Here is a 20,277-nt window from a genome sequence, read left to right as displayed (position 1 = left end):
GGCAGTTGTTAGTCGCTAACGATTTCCGTGGACGGGGGATTGCGCCCTCGCGGACTGGCCGAGTCAGCGAGAGAACCTATGCGATGCCGCATCGCTGCTTAAGAAAGGGAAGAGCGTGCTCTAGTGACGTGAATTGATGGTCGACTCGAGACAAGGATTCGTCGTCATGCGGGCACATATCCGGGATAAGCACGGTTTGCATGCCAGCTGATTTTGCGGAACGGATTCCGTTGACCGAATCCTCCAAGGCAACGCAGCGCGTTGGCGATACGCCAAGTTTCTCTGCTGCAAGAAGGTAAGGCTCGGGGTGGGGTTTTCCATGAGTCACCTGGTCCCCAGTCACGGTAGCGTCGAAGAGCTTAAGCAGATTGTGATGTTCGAGCTTTTTCGAGGCGTAGCGGTATGAGGAGGAGGTCGCCAAAGCCTGAGGGATCCGCGACGCTGCAATCGTTTCGAGGCAAGATTTGGCTCCGTGTTTCAATGGCGGTCCCGCTGCGATCAATCCGTCGTAACTGACACCAGCGGCTTTGCTGAGCGCAACTACATCTGTGGTATCACCAAGGACCGCGAGGAGTCTTGCTTGGATTGCTTGAGAATTCATGCCGATAAGGGATTGAAAGAGGGTCAAGTCGATTTCCAGTCCGATTGCTTTAGCCCCTTCCTGCCAGGCAAAGAAAGATAGCCTCTCGGTGTCGAAAATGAGACCGTCCATATCCCAAATTACTGCGTCGAAGTCGTGACTGCTTATCATGGCCCCGAGGAAGCCACATTTCAGACGACCTACAACTCCAAACCTTGCCACTACGGTTGTGCTGGCGTACATAAGTCTAAATCCAATCTCTGATATGACATCCAAAGCTTCATCGAAACTCTCTTGGCGCAAACGTCTCTCAATCACGGCACTCGTCCTTTTCACTCTTTACCTCTGTTTCGGGATATGGGCGATACCGGCGATAATGATCTCCCAAATAGAAAGCATGGGGAGCGAGGCGCTCGGTCGGGAAGTCACAGTAGAGCGTGCGACATTCAACCCTTTTTCCCTGGAGGCAAAGCTATACGACGTCGCGGTCGGAGCGAAGGATGGTGAGCCGGGCAAGCTTTTGGAAATAGGGAAGATTTCGGCTAACCCTCAACTCTCTAGCGTTTTCGGCACCATAGCGATTAAGTCAATCGAGGTTAGTGATGGCTCGGTGTGGGTGGCGGTGGACAATTCCGGAGTTTTTAGCTTTCAAGATATTCTCGACGCCCAAGCTTCCGCTCCCGCCGATGATTCGGAAGAACCCGGGGAAATTCCAGCGGTTATCGTTAAAGATCTCTTGCTCTCGAATTTGCAGCTCCACTACCGTGACGATAGTTTAAGCACGCCCTACGAAGAGACGGTTACGATCGAGAGTTTCGCGGGTCGGGATATAGGCACGGTTGAGAAAAATAGTACCGCCTCGACGGATACAGGCGACCGACCGCTTCACTGGGATTTCGATGGATTGATAGCTACCGCTAGTGGGGCCAGAATCGGTTTAAACGGTGGTGCAGAAAGTCTGAGCCCTTGGCGCTTTCGCGTTGATACTGAAATGTCAGGTTTTCCGCTGCAGAGCGTCCAGCCGTATGTGGACGAGTCGGTAGTCGCTCAGCTCGCGGGTGTGCTTAGCTTCAAACTTCGGGAGACCATCGCCCTGACTGATTCGGGCCCGTCGGTTACGGTTTCCGGTAGTCTAGGGATCGATGAATTCTCGTTTTCGGATTCAGAGCAGAGCTTTGCTCGTTGGGACGCCTTGACGGTGTCAGGCGTTGAAATCGACACCGAAACGATGAAGCTATCGGTGGCTGAAATTGCATACGAATCACCCGCGTTCGAAGCCATCTTACTAGAGGACAAGAGCCCACGGCTTCCCGAGATGAAGGTAGCGAGTACCGAGAGCGAACCAGCCGCCGAGAGCGAACCGATGAATTTCGAGGCGAGCCTGAACTCCGTAGTGATCTCTCAAGGACGAGTGGCTATCGAAGACCGCAGTGTCAGTACCCCGTTCAAAACAGAGCTCGATGCGATTGAAATGAGTTTGATGGAGCTCAAGGCGAAACAAGTTGGCGACGGCTACGACGCATCAGGCACCCTGTCTCTCACCCTCAATGTGCTCGGAGGCATGCTCAATCTAGACGCGTCCCTTGAATCTCTGGAAGGATTAGCCGATGCATCGCTCAAACTCGTTGGAGTGCAGATAAACAACCTTCAGCCCTATGTGGCGCAGTATGCGAACGCCGAGCTCGAGGAGGGTGAGTTCAGCTTAGAATTTCAGGCAAGCGCACAAGCTTTAAGCGATCCGAAGTTGAATGGCTCATTCGGGTTGAAAGGGCTGAAAGTTAGGGAGATTGGAACGGAAAAACAACTCGCGGCTATCACGAGTCTCGACGTTGAAGGCATCCAATTCTCCGAGGGAAGCGTGCGCATCGATTTGGTTAGCCTCGACGAGCCTACCGTTGCTGCTTGGCAGGACGACTACGGCATTAATCTGGCCCGTATTGCAAAATTTGAGGCAGAGATCGAGCAACAGACCGAGAATATAGAGAAAGAAACGGGGATGCTATTTAATTTGGGACGTCTGGAGCTCAAATCTGCAGGTGTTGGTTTCGTGGATACGACATTGGTTTCCACTCATAATAGTAAAGTTAGCGACTTTGATCTCGTGGTTGAGGACATATCAACTGATTCCGAGGGTTTATCCAATTTTGAATTTTCGGGAGTGATCGATGGAAGCGCTCGCATTGCGGGTAACGGAGCTTTCAGCGTGGCGGATCCATCGAAGCACCTAGACTTGGACATGAGTTTCCGCGGGTATGACTTAACGGCTACAAGTCCCTATTGGGCAACCTACCTTGGACGTAAGCTTTCTAAGGGGCAGTTCGAAATCATTTCGAAGTACGAGGTGCGGGACAATCAGCTGAAGGGGACGAACGATTTTAAAATAGATCAGCTTACTCTGGGGGAAAAGGTGGAAAGCGAACGGGCGATCAATCTGCCCCTAGGCTTCGCGATCAAGCTCATGCAGGATCCAAGCGGGTTGATTTCCTACAACGGACTGCCGGTCGAAGGCGATTTGTCGGATCCGCAGGTCAAGCCTTGGGGCTTAATCGGCAAAGCTTTCCGTAACCTAATTCTCAAGGCGGTTGCCTCACCGTTGAAATTCTTGGCTGGTCTCGCGGGTGGTAGAGAAGATCTAGATACGATATCCTTTGCCGTAGCGGAGGTCGAACTAAGTTCGGAAAGTTTGGAGAAAGTAGATGCTCTACGCAAATTCATGATCGAGCGCCCCGGTTTGAGGATGGAAGTGGGTTTCTTGCCGAACCCGGCTGAAGAGACGTATTTGGTTGAACAATACACTAAACATCGCCTCGCGAATCCTGACCTGCAAATCATCAGCGGTCTCGACTTGTTGAAGCCTGTAGATGAGGAAGCGCTCAAAACTGTCGTCCGCAGCCGCTACGCCGAACTGATGGCAGCATCTGTTGCAACTGATGCAGAGGGTAGCACCACAGAAGTAACGGATGAGGTTGCAGGTACCGCCGTCACAGTGGAGAAGAGAACCGATGACCGCGAGGAGCGTGTGGGCTTGGTAAAGCGGTTGGCTAGTTTAGTAGGGCTCGGTTCTAAGGATGAAAGTACCACCTCGGAGGATGGAAAAGCCACTAAAGCGCCATCATCAGAAGAAGGAGAAGAGTCGTCTGGAGATCCCTCCTTGCCCGATTCCGATCTACCGAGTTACGAAACGATGTTGTCGGCCGTGCTCGAATCCACGCCAAAAACCTCTTTCGACAACAATTGGGTAGAGGATCTAGAAGGCGAGCGCATCCGGAATTTCAAGTCAGCGCTGTTGGACAGCGGAGAAATCGAGGGAAACCGCGTTTTCTCGGCCGAAATCAACGAAGCTGAAGCGAAGGGATCGCTGGGGTCGATTCAAGTGAGTCTCGCCGAGTGATTAGATTCCGTATGCCCGATTTATCGTATGGGTAGCGAGCAAGCTTCTTACCCTCTCGGATAGAGCATCCTTGGATACCACGCCGGTGTGGCGGAAATGGATACGACCCTCCTGGTCTACGATCAGCAGGGTGGGAATGGCTTCTGCCTCGCCGAACGCTTCGACTATCGATGGAGTCACGCGAGCGACGCGGTAATTGATGCCAACAGCTTCGGCATAGGCTGAGAGATCCTTGTGGGCCTCGTCTACGGAGAGGCCTACAATTTCGACGTCGCTTGTGGCGAACTCTTTTCGCAAGGCGATCAAGTCCGGAATTTCCGATTTGCAGCCGCCGCACCAAGTCGCCCAATAAACTAACACACCTACTTTCCCTTCGAGATCGTTACTCGTGAATAACTTGCCGTTTGTGTCTACCGTTGACCAATTTGCCTTCTTTGCCGGTGCGGGCACTTGGCTCGAAGCAACTGCTTTTTCAGCAGGGAACGCCTTCCCGGCAAGATTTGACACAACGCAGCTCGGACAGTCATCGGTACCGAGCTGAATGCCGATCCAGAATGCTGCTATCGTTATCAAAACGATGGTTGAACAATGACGTTTAAGGAAATCCATGCGGAGATAAGTGAACTATGCCAAGGAAACGACTCTGTTACGGGAGTGATTTCGGCTATTTTCTTAGCATCGACCGAACTTTGCCCAGCTTAATGTCAGAAGATAAGGTCTTGACCCACTTAACCTTGCGAAGGTCTGCCGTAGAGCGGCATGAGATTTTCGTTCCGCAACCATCCCGATTCGCCGTTCGGCAGTTGGATTTTTACCCAACCAAGAAAGGTCCGCTCTTCCTTGACGATGGTTCCTTCTCCAACCGTTGTGCTCACCTGCTCGGATTGCAGATCGGTGGGAATGGAGAGTAATGGAGATTCGGCTATGACCAAAATTGAGTCGGGTTCTCCGAGACTTTCGTACTTGAGATGAGACCACTGCGCGAAATACGCGAATAGACCAGACAGTAGGGATAGCACTAGGAAGTACGGCGGAAAGCAACGTAAAGGTTTCACATACAGGGAAAGGATTGCGAGGAAGAGGAGTATCCCGAGTACCCATAACGCTTGCACCGAGAGTGTTTGCCAGCCCGCGGGAGAGCGCAGGCGGACGATCCCATAAAGCCCCTCGCCGGCGATCAGGGATTGGAGAATAGGATCGTAGGCACTCGTGTTCTGATGGGCGATGCGGAGATTCCAAGCGACTTCGTCCCGGCTTGGATCGAGGCAAAAGGCGCTTGTCCAAAATCCCCAAGCCCGAGACCAATCGCCGGTCTGGGCGTAGGCCAAGCCCGCATTGTAGCGGTGTTCGTAAATCTCTGGATGACTCGCTACCGCTGCAGACCATTTCTCAGCTGCCGCGGCAAAGTTGCCCTGCTGGTAGAGTTCAGCAGCGGAAGCGTCCGTGTCGTCTTGCGCTGCGCAATCTGGAGAGAAGGAAGTAGCGATCGCTGCGAGAGCAATGACAGGGAGCCAAGCCGCCTTACGAAAGACGGACGCTGGGCTGTAGTTCTTTCCTGGGCACATCCCGACAGCCTGCATCTGCAATTCCTGCCATTGAGAGCTGTCCACGGCGTTTTTTCCAAAGAGCAATTGGTCCGAAAGCTCCCAAGACTCTTTCCATTTTTTGGCGAATTCCTCGTTACGTAAATGTTTTGCTCGATTGAAAATTTCGAGCGGAGTGGGCTCGAGAGTATCGAGTGCGAAATAGCGACTAGCAGCGTTTCTCCACTTTAAGTGATGCTGCTTGAGCAGTTGTAGATCCGCTGGCGGCGAAGCTCGGCTAGTCTTTCGAAGGTCGCTAAGCGCTTTGCGTTCGGCCTTCCGCGGATCGATGACCAAGCTGCGAATTAGGGCGAGGGCAAACCAAGCAGCCAAAGGTGACGCAAGGGCGACAGTAGTTGGTACTAGCAGCGACTTTGACTTTTGGGGAGCGGCTGCAGCCGTAGCTGTGCCTTTTGGATCCTTCAACAATTGAGGCGGTTTTTGGAAGGTATTTTGACCACTCGGATCCAAGTCGTAGGTTTCGCCTCCTGCGCTGTAGTTTTCGACGGATCCCGGATCGGATTCGTTCGGATTGGAGGTCAGAACCGGATTTTGAGGAGTGGCGGGAGTAACGGTGACTGTCTTCGAGGGTATGCTTATCGTTTTGTAGCTCTCGTCCTTAGGATCGAAGTAGGTGTATTCAAGTGGTCCGAATTCGAATGAACCCGCCTCGGTTGGAATGAGGACGATGTCCTCGCTTTGGCTTCCAGTGAAAAGGTCATCTTCCCCGAATTCCTTGTTGGTCTCTGGTTGAATCGCTTTGAAGCGGCTGGAGACGGACCGCGCGGGTACCCCGATGCCAGCAGGCCAGTTGCCAGTGCCTTTGAGCTCGAGCGTCCAGGTTACGGGTTCGCCGACTTGTACTTCTTCTGGCACTACTCGTGATTCCAGTTCGAAATTTCCCACAGCACCCTTGAAGGTTGCTGGTGCGCCTTCTGGCAGGGGAAGAATCTCCAAGGCGAAGGGTTCGGACTGAATGGTAAATGAATCATAGACAGCCTCCTGGAAAATGTTCCGACGCCGGCCAATGACGACCGTCGCCTCCTGAGTAGCGGGCGGAAGTTGCTTGATGCCCGGGGAGGTTGCGATGGCCTTGGCCGTGTAGAGTTTGATAATGTACGGAGCACCTTTGTAGGTGACGCGGCTTGCTTGGCTGTCCACTAGACCGCCGCTGACGATTTCAGTCGGATTCCATTCGGGAACGGATAGGTCTGCTAACTGATACTCCTCTTTTGCTCCACCAATGTACTCAAGCTCGAAGACTTCGCCACTATAGATCTTGTCGTCTCTGTTTTGAAAAATGGATACAAAGACATCTTCAGGGCTGACTCCACTGTTTCCCACTGTAGCTTCCACCACTTCGAAACGCGCCGCGGGCACTTGCATTTCTCCATCCGAGGTTTGCACGCGGATGCTGGGTAGGGTGACGGTGCCGAGGCGTAGAGGAATCGCTTGATAATTGAGAATTACCTTCGAGCTGCGTCGTCCGTTAATGATGTTAGTGGAACTCGACTGTCCTCGAAACCGAAGCTCCAGCCCGTCGATCTTCGAAAGCTCCGGCTCGCCCTCTGGTTGGCAGGAATCGAAAAACAGGTCGATCGCGTTGGACTTGCCTTGCTGTAGGGTGCCACTGCTGGGAGACCAGTAGACGGATTGCGCCCAAGCAATGGATACGCAGCTTGTGGCTACGAGCAGGAGTGTGATTCGTTTTATTAGAGGGAAACGCATGATTACCAATCTTTGGCATTGGGTTGCTGTTTCTTTTTTCCACCCGTTTGGGCTTCCTGTAAGATCTGATAAAGTTTACCTGGCTGGTCCTGCTGACGCAACTGTTCGAGGAGTTGCTTCAGGGCGGCAGTCTCAGCGTCCACAGGTTCGCCTGACGCTTGCTGGCCGCCTAGTGTCTGCATCTGCTCTGGTGAACGTTCAGGCGGCTGCTCGGCAGTCTCTCCGTCGAGTTCCACTTGTTGCTCATCTTGGTTCTGATCGAGTTGCCCCATTTGCGCTCCATCCTGAGTATTTGACTGCTGGGTGGATTCGCCCTCATCGCTTTGCTCCCCGTTTTGCTGGTCTTGGCCATCTTGTGACTCTTGCTCGCCCTCCTGGCCCTCCTGCTGCTGATCGCCTTGCTCTCCCTGTTGCGCGTCTTGCTGCTCGTCGGAGTTTTCACCCTGCGACTCGGAGTCGCTTTCCTCTGAGTTTTCCGAACTCTCTTCGGACGAACCTGCGCTTCCATCCTGCTGTTGGTCATCGCCGTCCTGCTGCTCCTCCTGGTCTTCGGATGATTCTCCCTCTTGCGGCTGTTGCTCTTGGTGGGGCGGATTAAGCAGGTCTAAAAGACGCTGCTCGAGCTGGTCCCAATCGGAATGCTCAGGGTCGATGTCTCTGCCGGCAGCGACGGCGTCGAGGGCGTCCTCGATAGGCGGATCGGGCATTTTCTCGCCTTGCTGCATGACCTGCATGGCGACCTGCATGGTTCCGGAAGCCATCTTGGCATAGTCCTCAGCAGTGATTTCATCTTTCTCCGCGATCTCAGAAATGTAGTCCGGGAGGGTTGTCCCTTGCTGCGTAGGGGTTGGCCGAGGAGCGACCGGATCGTTTTCGATTTCCGAACTAGGACCGGAGCCTGGGGCACCCCAAACCGGAGTGACGTATATAAGTGTAATCAAGATGAGGATACGACGTTTCATGCGGCCATCTCCTTTCGCTTTAAGGTGCGAGGTTTGGGTAAAGTTGGAAACTCTAGGTATATAGAAAGGAGCAGCAAAAGGAATCCTGGCGCCAAGAAGTAATGGAAACGCTCGATCATCGCTTCCTCGCGTTCACGTTCCTTCAGCGCCGCCCGTCCTTTTTCGACGGTTTCTTCGACCACCGTCGCCAGGTCCACCCAAACGCTGGCCTCACGATAAATGCCTTCGGTTATCTGGGCGATCTGGCTTAGTGTCCGCGACTCGAGCTTACTTAGGACCACGGCGCCTTGAGGGTCTTTCAAGTACCCGCCGCTCCCATCAGGAATAAGACTCCCATCCTTTGTTCCAAATCCGAGGCAAATGGTGCGAACGTTTTGCTCCTTGAGCTCCCTCGCTTTCTCTTGCCAGCCAGAGTCGAGGCTTTCTCCGTCACTGATGATGATCAAGAAGCGGTCTGCCATGCCGTCCGACTGTTCGAACGAATCTAGAGCCGTATCCATCATGGCTGTATAGTTGGTGCCGCCTTGGGGTACGAAACTCGGATTTATGTCGTCCAAGAATCCCCGAAGAATTTGGTAGTCCGGACTCATGGGACTTTGCAGAAAAGCGGTCCCGGCGAAAACGATGAGGCCAACGCTTTCACCTTCCAAGGTGTCGAGCATTCCTTCCACCACAAGCTTCGCCCGTTCGAGGCGATTGGGTTTAATATCGTCGGCTAACATGCTCTTGGACAAATCCATGGCTATGATAACCTCACGGCTGCGTTCGAAGGTCGTTTGTTCTTCGGTCCCCCATCGTGGTTGGGCGATGGATACGACGAGCAATGCAAGTGAGCAGCAAAGCAATACCTTAGGAGGGCGTGTGCTGCTACGTGTCGCTTGTTTTATACCGCCGAATCCAGCAGTCGCCCAGTGCGCCTGAGCACCCTTGCGTCGAGCCGAGGCACGTCTGCGATGGAAGATGCTCCAAGCTAGTAGCAAGGCAGGCAAAGCCAGCCCCCATAGAAACTCTTCGTGTGCCCAGCTTATATTCATGCCAGGACCTCCTTGAATTTGCTTACCCCTGTGAAGACGCTCAGGACCGCGAACAGACCGGCTGCATAAAGAGGGTAGTGGAAAAGCTCAGTGACAGTGGAGTATTGCTTCACCTCGAACTCGATGGTGCTGGACTCGTCAATCTTTTCGAAGGCTTGATCGATCGTATCCGAATCTTCCGCACGGAAGAACTCTCCATCCGTGAACTCAGCAATCTTCATCAGCGTTTCCGTGTCGACGCGAAGCAGTTGTTGAGTTGTGCCGATGCGTTCGCCGCGTTCATTTCGTTTAGGGAATGGAACGTATCCGTTCTTCCCCGCTGCAATGGTGTAGACGCGAATTCCGGCCTCTTTGGCGAGAGTTGCCCCTTCCATGGGTTCCATCATTCCGGCCGTATTTTCGCCGTCTGTGAGTAGAACAATAAAGGCTCCTTCGCGCTCGCCGGCCCGCTCCTTGGCCCCTTCGAGTAGGCGGGAGGTGGCGACTGCTAGCGAATCGCCAATAGCGGTGCCGTCTTCGATGAGCCCGATTTGCAGGCGTTCCGTTTGCCGGGCTAGCCACTTGTGGTCGAAGGTTAAGGGCGCCGCGGTGTAGGCTCTTCCAGCAAAGGCGATGAGTCCGATGCGATCGTTTTCGCGACGGTTGATGAAGGCACTGAGGACGGGCTTCACCGCTTGCAAGCGGTTCGAGCGCTTGCGATTTACGAAATAGTCTTCCGCCTCCATGGAGCCGGAAAGGTCCACGGCGAGTATGATGTCGTAGCCGCGACTCTTGGAATGGCGTTCCGTAGCGATGGATTGCGGGCGGGCCAAGGCAAGAATCATTCCGACTGCCGAAAGGAATATTAACGTTGTGGCCAGTTTAGTACCGCCGATGAAACTCGGCCTCCGCCATGCTCCGGAGAAGGGCAGTATCATGGCCGAAACGGCGCGGCGTCCACGCAGCCAGGCGACCAATGGGAGGACTAGGAGAGCCAAGAGCCAGTAAGGACTGGCTAGTTGGAATTTCGTATCCAAAAGTTCGATCATACGCGTCCGAATCGTTTCATGCGTTGATGGAAAAAGTTGGTCACTGCATCAAGAGTGTCGTCGCCAGCGGTTAGGCTCAGGCGATCGCTCTCATTGGGAAAAATCGACTTGAATGAGGCTTCCCGTTGCTCGGTCCAAGTCTTGTGGGCGGAGCGTTGAGCGGAGGATCCGCCGTTCAAGGTGTAAAGCTCGCCGCTGGTCGGGTCGTATACCGGTTGGCTACCTGACTTGGGGAGTTCGATTTCCCACGGATCCGAAATTCGGAAACCAACAGGTTGGTAGCGGCGACGCAGGACCGGCCATACGTCGGGCAGCGGGCCGCCGGGGAAGTCGCCGAGCCAAATAAAAATACTGTGCCGCGGTGCTGCTTTTAGGACGTATTTCCACGGTATTTTAGCTTCCTGTTGCTCCAAAATCGGCGGAGCTGGATGCCCGAGGAGATTGGCTGCGGTATGCATTACGCGCCCTCGTCCGGTGGCGGACTTAGTGAGAGTGTAGCCTTGGGGCGTAGCGTGCAGGAGGGAAATGCGGTCGCCATTTACGGCGCTAAGCAGCATCAGCAAGCTGGCAAGCTCGAGGAGGGATTGACGTTTCGTCGTGTTGCCGGAACCGAACTGGAGAGACGGAGTGTCCTCGAAGAGAAGGAGAAGCGTGATCTCGCGTTCCTCGACGAATTTCTTGCGATAGGCCTCCCCGAGACGGGCGGTTACGTTCCAGTCGATGTCGCGAACGTCGTCGCCGAACTCGTATTTCACCACTTGGTCGAATTCCATACCCTTGCCGCGAAAAGACGACTTGTACTCGCCGCCTAGAGCGCTCTGCACAACTAGGCGAGCCCGCCATTCCAAACGGCGCAGCATGGCGACGGTTGCGGAAAGGTTGGTGGCGGAGCCTGACTTGTCTGGCTGAGATGACATAGATCGGATGACGTGTTACGTCCGGGCTAAGCTCGAACGGGTGAAGTTGCTGTATCCAAAGGTCTAGACCGAGGCGACACGACTGGGCAGGGCCGTTTTATCCAGGATCTTCTGCAAGACCTGGTCCGCTGTGATTTCTTCAGCTTCTGCCTCGTAGCTTAAGCCGACGCGGTGGCGCATGGCGTCGAAGAAAATATCCTTAACAACCGCTGGGGAAACGTGGTCCATGCCGCGAAGCCAAGCCAAGGCTCGGCTTGCTTGGTAGAGGCTGATGGATGCTCGGGGCGAGGCTCCGTAGGTGAGAAGGCGGTCCGCAGGATCTGCGGCGGTTGGCATTTCCCGCGTGGCCCGGACGAGCTCTAAGATGTAGGCTTGGATGTCTTCGGATACGTGGACGCTGTCCACCTCGCTTCGGAGTTCCAAGAGCTCCTCGCCGGTCGCCACTGGATGAAGCTCTGGCTTTTCGGTGACCTGACCCCAGCGGCGCATCATCTCGAACTCGTCTTCTTGGCTCGGGTAGTCCACTAGCAACTTGAAAAGGAATCGGTCGCGTTGCGCTTCGGGAAGCGGATAGGTGCCTTCCTGTTCGACAGGGTTTTGGGTGGCCATGACGAAGAAGGGGCGAGGTAGTTTGTGGGAGGTCGGGCCGAGGGTGACCTGCTTCTCCTGCATGGCTTCGAGGAGAGCGCTTTGCACTTTGGCCGGAGCGCGGTTGATTTCGTCGGCGAGCACGAGATTCGCGAAGATAGGTCCCTTGTGCGGTTCGAATTGACCGGATTGAGATTGGAAGATCATGGTGCCAATTACGTCGCTCGGCAAGAGGTCCGGCGTAAACTGGACGCGTTCGAACTGGAGCCCGAGGGCGGTGCCGAGACTCTTGATCAGGAGAGTCTTAGCGAGTCCGGGCATTCCTTCTAATAGCACGTGCCCGTCGGCGAGGAGGGCGACAAGCATTCGTTCAACAACGACTTCTTGGCCAAGGATGGCTTTTCCTACTTCGTTTCTGACTCGTTCAGACCAGCTGCTCATATCGATTTCGGTGATTCTTTATGGGATTTAGGCGTCCGCAGGGGTTCCCTTAACGGAAGCGAGAAGGACACCGTCGAATGACCTCCTAATCAAGACTATGTTTCAGCGGACCTTAGCAAGATCTCTGCCGAAGTCATCAGAGAGCTGGAAGCTGCAGGTTTAGCTTAGTTCCCACACAGCATTGATCGAAAATTGCTTGAGGCCGGTTGCTCTCACGATCAGGCATGTGGGCATGGGTAAGAAATATTGGTTGATTAAGAGCGAGCCCGACGTATTTGGCTTCGATGACCTAGAAAACTGCGAGAACCAGACCGAGCACTGGGACGGGATCCGCAACTGCCAGGCCCGCAACTTCATGCGGGACGAAATGCAGCAGGGCGACGTGGCGATCTTTTATCACTCCAATGCTGGACCGGAAGTCGGCGCCGTTGGACTTGCTACGGTCGCCAGCGAGAAAGCGTACCCTGACCCTACCCAGTTTGATCCAAAATCCAACTACCACGACGCCAAGTCGACTAAGGAGAATCCTCGGTGGTTGATGGTCGACTTCAAGTGGGCGAAAGCGTTCAAGCGTCTCGTGACCTTAAAGGAAATGAAAGGGTCGCCTGAGCTGACTGAGATGCTCGTGGTACAGCGCGGACAGCGGCTTTCGATTCAACCCGTCGAGAAGGCACATTTCAAAGCCGTCTGCAAGATGGGCGGACTCGCCGTGAAGGACCTCAAGGAATTTGGGATCTAGGGTGCTCCGCGCCACGCAGTGAACTGGCCTTCATTTCTCGAGCAGGGGCTCCAAGGCGTTCCAGACCGTTTCAGCTAGGATCTTGTGGCCCTCGGGATTGGGGTGGATGCCATCAGCGATATTGAGCTCGGGCTCTCCGGCGACTCCTTCGAGCAGAAAAGGAATGAGGGTGGCGTCGTTTGTCTCAGCCAAGCTAGGAAACATAGCACGAAATTCGGCGGTGTAAGCTTCTCCGAGGTTGGGTGGCATTAGCATTCCGGCAATGACGATCTTGATGTTCGGATATTCCCCCTTTGCGAAATCGATGATGCCTTGAAGGTTTCGTTTCGTATCCGACAGTTTGATACCTCGTAGCCCGTCGTTTGCACCGAGAGCAAGCACTAGAATGTCGACCGGCTTCTGCATGACCCACTTCGCCCGCCTCAATCCGCCGGCGCTGGTTTCGCCGCTGAGTCCAGCGGGGCTGACGGCGTATTCGAGGCCGCGTTCCTCGAGCTTTTCTGCAAGCAAAGCGGGATAGGCTTGGTTCGGATCGATGCCGTAACCCGCCGTGAGGCTGTCACCCAAAAAGAGGATACGTTTCTCGTCCGTGGCGGAAAAGGCAAGATTTGTGAGGGATAGCAACGTATAGATGGCAATCAAATGACCTGTGAGACGCGTTGGCTTCATGTTTGAAGAGAGGAACTTAACCAGTTGCATGTTACAAGATACGAATATTGGGTCAGACCGCATGATGGAATCTAGCGAATCGCTGTCGGTGCTGCGTTTGAACGAAGTTAAAAAGGCCTATCACAGCGGGCATGAAGACCTGGAGGTTTTGAAGGATATCTCCTTCGAAGTGAAGTCAGGGGAGACGGTTTCGATCATCGGTCCCTCCGGAAGCGGCAAGACGACGCTCCTCGGCATTTGCGCCGGCCTTGACCAGCCAACCAGCGGTTCGGTCTCCCTATGCGGACAGGACATTTCGAAAATGGGCGAGGACGAGCGGGCAGAGGTGCGAAACGCCAGCGTTGGCTTCGTTTTCCAGAACTTCCAGCTGATGCCGACTCTGACGGCTCTAGAGAACGTGATGGTCCCGCTCGAGCTTCGCGGCGAGAAAGGCGCACGAAAGCACGCCGAGGAATTGCTGGCCAAAGTGGGTCTGAAGGATCGGGTGTCGCATTACCCCATCCAGTTGTCCGGCGGCGAGCAGCAGCGAGTGGCGTTGGCTCGCGCTTTTGTGAATCGCCCCAGTATTCTCTTTGCGGACGAGCCGACCGGAAATCTGGATTCGGAAACAAGCGTGCCGATTGTGGATCTACTCTTCGACCTCAACAAGAATTCCGGCACCACGCTGGTCCTCGTGACTCACGATCTAGAACTGGCGAAAACGACCGACCGATTGCTACGCATCGATCGCGGAAGGTTGACGGAGGTGGAGACGTGATTCGCGGCTTTTGCCACCTCCTGGAAACGGGAATCACCTCGAGCAACTACTCTGAAGTTCTAGGATGAAACAGGCATCACGATCTTGGATTTTCCTCATGGCCTGGCGGGATATGCGGCGGGCGAAACGTCAGCTCGCTTTGTTCGCGCTGGCAGTGGTCGCCGGAGTGGCAGCGCTGGTGGCGATTAATTCGTTTCGGGCGAATCTCGAGTCCGAGATGGACCGCCAGTCCCGCAGCCTGCTAGGCGCAGACGTGGAGTATGACGCGAATGTGCCTTTCAGCGATAAGGCGGAGGCCTTGATTTCGATGGTTCCCGCGGAGTCGATCGCTCGGGAAATCAAGTTTGCCACGATGGCATACTTTCCGACCAAGGACGACACGAGAATCGTGCGGACGCATGCCATGGAAGGGGGTTTTCCTTGGTACGGGAAATTGGATACACGCCCCGCTGGTTTGCGAGTGGCGGACAGCGACAGAGCTGTCGCTCTCTTGGAGGATAGCTTGTTGCTTCAATTCGATCTCGAAGTGGGCGATCCCATAAAAATTGGCGACCAAGAGTTTGAGATCATCGGTGAGGTCTTGCGGGTGCCGGGAGAGGGGTCGTTCACTGGCTCCTTTGCCCCCCGGGTGTTGATTCCCATGGCCTTCTTCGAGGCGACAGGCCTCTCCCAGTACGGCAGTCGTCTGCAGTACTACGCGTATCAGAAATTTGACGACTTGATGGTGGAGCCGAGTTTGGAAGTGCTTGAAGGCTTGAAGGACGAGTTGGAGGGAATGGATGTGGATGTAGATACGGTCGCGGATCAACGTCGCCGCATCGGTCGCACCTTGGATGGAATGAATAGCTTCCTCAGTATGGTCGGCTTCGTAGCGTTGCTGCTTGGTGGAGTCGCCATCGCGGGGGCGGTGCAGGTGTACCTCAAAGCTAAGACAGACGCGGTGGCTATCCTTCGTTGCCTGGGAGCCAGCACGAGTCAGGCAATGCTCATCTATTGTATTCAAATTTCCATCGTAGGTCTTCTGGGCTGTCTTAGCGGGGCGATTCTCGGCGTTTCGATTCAGTCATTTTTACCGGAACTCATGAAATCCTTCCTGCCACTCGAACTGCAAGTTGAGATCTCATGGAGCAGCATTTTCTCGAGCCTATTGTTTGGCTGGCTTTTCACTAGTTTGTTCGCGTTTTTGCCGCTGCTGCCTTTGCGTCGCATTTCCCCGTTGAGAGCGATTCGAGCCTCTGTCGAGGAGGGAGGCAAGGCCTGGAAAGACTTGGGGTTCCTAGCAGTCATGGCGGCTCTTTTGGTTCTGACAGGCGTGTTTACGGTGACCCAAACACAGACGCTTGGCCAGGCTTTGGGCTTCTTCGGCGGAATATTAGCTGCAATGCTTTTGCTAGCCAGTATCGGATGGCTACTTCGGTTCGCTTTGCGTCGAATGAACTTCGCAGGCTTACCCTATGTTTGGCGTCAGGGGCTGTCCAATCTCCATCGGCCCAATAATCGTACTACGATGCTTGTGGTAACCTTGGGGATGGGTGCGTTTTTGATCTATACGATCTACATCAGCGAACAAAGCATGCTCCGCCAGGGAGAGTTGGCTGACAATGAAGGGCAGCCAAACGTCATTTTATTCGATATCCAGCCCGATCAACTTCCGGGTGTGGAGAAGGTTATCGATGAGCTTGGCGTCGATGCCATTCGTCCCGCTCCGATCGTTACGATGCGCTTGCAGAGTTTGAACGGAGAAACGGCTCAAGAGTTGATCGACGATCCCGAGCGGAAGATCGAACGTTGGGCCGCTCATCGCGAGTACCGCTCGACTTATCGAGATTTCATCCGCGATGACGAGGAGCTTACGAGTGGAGTATTCACCGCGAATGCCTCGCTGGATTCAGGCAAGCCGGTTCCTGTTTCGGTTGAGCAACGCGTAGTCGATGCGCTGCAGTTGAAGTTGGGAGATCGGATCGTATGGGACGTGCAAGGTCTGCCCATCGATTCGGAGGTCACTAGTATCCGAAGAGTGGATTGGCGGGAAATGAAGCCGAACTTCTTTGTGGTGTTCCCAGCCGGGGTACTTGAGGCAGCTCCGGCATTTTACGTGACAGCGGCGCATGCTAACGACAAAGAAACACTAGTGGCGTTACAGTCCTCTGTGGTTAAACAATATCCGAACGTTTCTGCGGTGAATCTGACCATGGTGCTGGAGAGCCTGCAGGAGATCTTCGACAAGATCAGTTTCGTCATACGCTTCATGGCGTCCTTTACGATCGTGACAGGATTGATCGCTTTGATGGCTTCGGTGATTACCAGCCGCTACCAGCGTTCTCGCGAAAGCGCATTGCTTCGAACGATCGGCGCATCCGCAAAGCAAATACGCGGGATCATGGGAGTCGAGTATGCTCTAGTCGGCATCATAGCCGGCATCGCTGGGGTGGGGCTTTCGCTTCTTTCCGGATGGGCCGTGACCAAGTATGCCCTGAAGGTCGAGCTGTTTATCCCGTGGGGAGTCACGTTCGCTACGGTCGCGATTGTCGCTGCGATGACGCTGATAACGGGCATGCTCAACAGTCTTGGTATCGCCAAGCAGTCGCCAATGGAGTCAATCCGCAGCGACGGTTAGTCTTCGGAATTAGTAGAGAACGGCGGCTCTTGCATGGCGGACCGGGTGGAGCCTGTCCCTCCAGCGGAGGGAAGGTTTCCAGGTCGTTTGGGATGCAAGATACGCGTCGCAGCTGACCTAGACTAATCAATCGCTCGCCACGGTGCTTTGCGCTGGACCCAAGTAGCTAGGAGCGAGGCCTCCGGTGTTTATGATGATCTTTTGCAAGGTGGTGGCCGGATCTACCATGTAGATTCTCAACGTATGGTGTCCCGCTTTCTCGACTGTGTGTTGGGTAGTAGCGGGGCGAACGGCGGTCTTGACAGATTCCTGCCAAAGACCGTGAGCTCGATCTTCGTGCAGGTCTACGATTTGCGGCTTTTCACCGTTCAACGCTATGGCGAAGCGGAGGCCGCGATCGGGAGCGATAGGCCACGTTGGGTTCCAAAGCGTTTCGATTGAGATTTCACCTGAAGAGAATAGCGTGAGATCGTATTCAAGATAGGGTGCCTGGCTTGGGTCTTCGAAGGAGCGGTCGCCGATCGGAAAAACGGATACCGAGCTGCCCGTGCGCCCCAATTCTGGTATTTCCTCCCAAGAGAGTCCGTCGACGTCTCGCTTCGAGCTGTAGTTAGCTGCATCTATGGAAACGTAGCCATCAGCTTCGACAAAGCCTCTCAACTCCTCGTCCGAACGGTGATGGGCGGCGACGGCGATGCGGGCTCCGCCCCAACCAGTGCCGCGAACCAAAATGTGTCCATTGTGGGTGCCTTCGGGCAATTGACTCCAGTCGATAGATACTTGAACACGCTTGTCGGATTCTATTGTGCCAGCATCTTCGCTTAGCTGTATCCATTTGTCAGATGCAGTTGCGGAGAAGTCGAAGGGTACAGTGCCTTTGTTGAACACTTCGAAGTAGCGCTCCGTTTGTCCGTGAGGATCAAAGTCAGGCAACCGGTAGAACGCTCCTTCGGCTGGCCATGCGGAAACCATTCCTTCAACCGCGACTCCCATGTCGGCTACGGCATTGGGCTGATTTAAAGTGATGGGGGGCAGAGTATCCGCTGGTGGGTTGTTCCAGTGCGTGTAGCCGATGCGAGGTTGAGACATCATGTGGTTCCACTTTCCTCCGGTGGCGTCTCCGTGGTAAAGGTCCTGCAATTCCTTGTTCAAGGCGAAGTAGTCTTTGGTTTTCTCCGCAAACTCATTGGTGCTGGCTCGGCCTTGTTCGGCGTAGAGTTGGTTCTTTGCTTGGGCAATGTACATCTGAGTGATGGCTGCCGAAGCTTTCACTGGATAGTAGACGAGTTGGAAGAAAGCGGACTTGGCCTCCTCGGACGCGGAGGCGTACAGCCTTTCGGCTCTTTCGACCATGTCAGCAAGTTCCGCCTCGATAAGCTCCGCTTCGCGGTAGTTGAGCAAACTGTAGGTGCTCGCTTCTTGAAGCTCTGGCTTTCGGCGAGCATTGTGCCTAGTGTAAGCAGTGAGAAGCTCGCCAATATCCTCGGCATTTTCGGAGCCGAAAGCGCTTTCAGCAAAGAGCTTGGCGTATTCAGGAATGCGTTCCTTGGGCCAGTCATCGATGTCCCAAGCGAGATCGAGGAAGTAGGTGATCGGGTATTCTTGGGGTTTGAGGTCACCGACATTGGTCAACCAAATCTTGTTGGCGTCGTACTTGTCTGCGAGGTTCATCTGCTCCCAGACTTTTGCGATCTGGGTAACATTGGTCCAGCGGTAGGAGCGAGGTCCGCCCACGTAGTCGAAATGGTAATACACTCCTGCTCCTCCGGTGCGCTTGCGTTCCTCTGGAGTCGGGAGGCGGCGAATGTTGCCCCAATTATCGTCGCACCAAAGGAGAATAACGTCATCGGGCACTCTCATGCCGCTTTCGTAGTACCCCTGCACTTCTTTGTAGAGAGCCCAGACTTGAGGCACTTCAGTGATGTCTCGATCGTCGAAGACCTCTGTGAGGATTTCGCGCTGGGCGTCGACAATCTTTTCCAGCAAGTCAATATCCTCCGTCTCTGACATAGGAGTATCGGCTTGGCCGCGCATGCCGACCGTGTAGATGGAGTCGTAGGGCTTGTTGCGCTCAGCCCCTTCCTTCCAAAACGCGTCGAGACGGTCTGGGTTGCGAGCGTAATCCCATGGGCCTTCTCCGTGGCGGTCCCATTCCTTGTCGGCGCGCATCATGGGCTCATGGTGCGAGGTGCTCATGACGATGCCGTACTTGTGGGCGAGAATCATGTTTTGCTCGTCGTCATCTGCGAAAGCGTTGTTCCACATCGCCGGCCAGAGGAAGTTAGATTTCAAGCGTAATAAAAGTTCGAATACGTGGACGTAAAACTCGTGGGGGAAGTTTCCATAATTTTCATGGACCCATCCTGTCAGAGCGGGCGCTTCGTCGTTGAGGAAGATCCCACGGTACTGCACTTTGGGAGAATCTTGGATTCGAGTCCCTGCCTTGACGTAGAGCGTCGGCGACTGCTTTGCCGGAACATCGGCCCACCAATGCCACGGGGAAACGCCGATTTGCTCGGAAAGGTCGTAGACGCCGAATATTGCCCCCCGCATGTCGCTGCCAGCTATGACCAAGGCTTTTTTGATTCCTTTCGCTGGGTTTTCGACGAGCTCGATGTGATACCCCTCCCAAGTGCCTTGGATCGCGGATACGTCGATTTTGCCGTCGCCTGCAAGCTGGTCGATAAGTTTGGACTTGCCCAAGCTACCGACAATGACGGCTGTTTTACCCAACTTCTTAGGCGAATGGTGAAGCTCAGGTTTCTCGCCGGTGACGCGCTCGAAGTCGGCTCGCAGGTCTTCCGTTGCTCTTACGAGCCCCCAGTGGTCCTCCGAATCGACGTAGATATCGATGAGCTCACCATTGGAAGCAAGTTGCAGTCCGTCGGTCTCCTCGACGCTCGTCACGTATGCTGGATCTCCGAGGGAGAAGGCGTTTGAAGTCACTATCAGAGTGAAAAGAGTGGCGAATAGGATGCGGAATCGAGACGAGACGTTACAGTTATTGTGCAGCATTTTCAGTTGGGATGGGATATTACGTATTTAAAAGCGTGGCTTAGACCAGCGATTCACGGTTGAAAAATTCTTTTCTAGTCAACGTGCACCAATGTGGCAAGTGAAGCTAAACCTGTCGCAGCGCTTGAACCGGTGGAATTTGCCCAAATACCCAACGCTTCAAATTTTCGCGAGCGATGGTCTGATTGCTCGTTCTGAATGTGAGGTCGGGCTGGACTTGGAAGTCGA

14 protein-coding genes are annotated in these 20,277 nt (G+C 54.4%); 4 read left to right on the top strand and 10 right to left on the bottom strand.

Annotated features, from left to right (window positions below; genetic code table 11):
• Positions 1-76: 76 nt before the first annotated feature.
• Entirely contained in the window at positions 77-823 is a 747-nt protein-coding gene (locus QEH53_RS18395; protein WP_309024683.1) for an HAD family phosphatase, read from the bottom strand.
• A gap of 22 nt (positions 824-845) precedes the next feature.
• Between QEH53_RS18395 and QEH53_RS18390 the strand changes: the two genes are divergently transcribed.
• A complete protein-coding gene (locus QEH53_RS18390; RefSeq protein WP_309024682.1) occupies positions 846-3,971 on the top strand; it encodes a DUF748 domain-containing protein in 3,126 nt (1,041 codons plus the stop codon).
• Here the strand turns inward: QEH53_RS18390 and QEH53_RS18385 are convergent, their stop codons facing one another.
• The 7 genes from QEH53_RS18385 to QEH53_RS18355 form a co-directional block, all read right to left on the bottom strand.
• Complete coding sequence (locus QEH53_RS18385) at positions 3,972-4,580, bottom strand: TlpA disulfide reductase family protein (RefSeq protein ID WP_309024681.1); 609 nt, start codon at positions 4,578-4,580, stop codon at positions 3,972-3,974.
• A gap of 119 nt (positions 4,581-4,699) precedes the next feature.
• Positions 4,700-7,282: a BatD family protein gene (locus QEH53_RS18380; RefSeq protein ID WP_309024680.1), complete on the bottom strand. Its 2,583-nt coding sequence runs from the start codon at positions 7,280-7,282 to the stop codon at positions 4,700-4,702.
• 2 nt (positions 7,283-7,284) lie between these two features.
• Positions 7,285-8,244 (bottom strand): hypothetical protein, encoded by a 960-nt coding sequence (locus QEH53_RS18375; RefSeq protein WP_309024679.1) that lies wholly within the window; start codon positions 8,242-8,244, stop codon positions 7,285-7,287.
• The gene (locus QEH53_RS18370; protein WP_309024678.1) at positions 8,241-9,278 is read right to left on the bottom strand and encodes a VWA domain-containing protein; all 1,038 of its coding nucleotides are present in this window, start codon (positions 9,276-9,278) and stop codon (positions 8,241-8,243) included. Before QEH53_RS18370 ends, QEH53_RS18375 begins: the two co-directional genes overlap by 4 nt.
• Entirely contained in the window at positions 9,275-10,306 is a 1,032-nt protein-coding gene (locus QEH53_RS18365) for a VWA domain-containing protein (RefSeq protein WP_309024677.1), read from the bottom strand. Before QEH53_RS18365 ends, QEH53_RS18370 begins: the two co-directional genes overlap by 4 nt.
• A complete protein-coding gene (locus QEH53_RS18360; RefSeq protein WP_309024676.1) occupies positions 10,303-11,223 on the bottom strand; it encodes a DUF58 domain-containing protein in 921 nt (306 codons plus the stop codon). Before QEH53_RS18360 ends, QEH53_RS18365 begins: the two co-directional genes overlap by 4 nt.
• Before the next feature lie 63 nt (positions 11,224-11,286).
• Complete coding sequence (locus QEH53_RS18355; protein WP_309024675.1) at positions 11,287-12,252, bottom strand: MoxR family ATPase; 966 nt, start codon at positions 12,250-12,252, stop codon at positions 11,287-11,289.
• Between the two features lie 232 nt (positions 12,253-12,484).
• On the opposite strand from QEH53_RS18355, the gene QEH53_RS18350 reads away from it, so the two are divergent.
• Entirely contained in the window at positions 12,485-12,991 is a 507-nt protein-coding gene (locus QEH53_RS18350; protein WP_309024674.1) for an EVE domain-containing protein, read from the top strand.
• A gap of 30 nt (positions 12,992-13,021) precedes the next feature.
• Here QEH53_RS18350 and QEH53_RS18345 read toward each other — a convergent pair whose 3' ends face one another.
• Entirely contained in the window at positions 13,022-13,660 is a 639-nt protein-coding gene (locus tag QEH53_RS18345; RefSeq protein WP_309024673.1) for an arylesterase, read from the bottom strand.
• 28 nt (positions 13,661-13,688) lie between these two features.
• Between QEH53_RS18345 and QEH53_RS18340 the strand changes: the two genes are divergently transcribed.
• Together QEH53_RS18340 and QEH53_RS18335 are read left to right on the top strand one after the other, a co-directional pair.
• The gene (locus QEH53_RS18340; RefSeq protein WP_309024672.1) at positions 13,689-14,417 is read left to right on the top strand and encodes an ABC transporter ATP-binding protein; all 729 of its coding nucleotides are present in this window, start codon (positions 13,689-13,691) and stop codon (positions 14,415-14,417) included.
• A 64-nt stretch (positions 14,418-14,481) separates the two neighbouring features.
• Positions 14,482-17,034, top strand: a complete 2,553-nt coding sequence (locus QEH53_RS18335) for an FtsX-like permease family protein (protein WP_309024671.1) — start codon at positions 14,482-14,484, stop codon at positions 17,032-17,034.
• A gap of 126 nt (positions 17,035-17,160) precedes the next feature.
• On the opposite strand, the gene QEH53_RS18330 is transcribed toward QEH53_RS18335, so the two are convergent.
• Entirely contained in the window at positions 17,161-20,049 is a 2,889-nt protein-coding gene (locus tag QEH53_RS18330) for a glycosyl hydrolase 115 family protein (protein WP_309024670.1), read from the bottom strand.
• Between the last annotated feature and the right edge of the window lie 228 nt (positions 20,050-20,277).

The organism is Pelagicoccus sp. SDUM812002 (assembly GCF_031127835.1).
Taxonomy (GTDB): Bacteria; Verrucomicrobiota; Verrucomicrobiia; order Opitutales; family Opitutaceae; genus Pelagicoccus.
The sequence above is the reverse complement of the archived record's forward strand: the minus strand, read 5'-3'. Positions and strand labels throughout refer to the sequence as shown.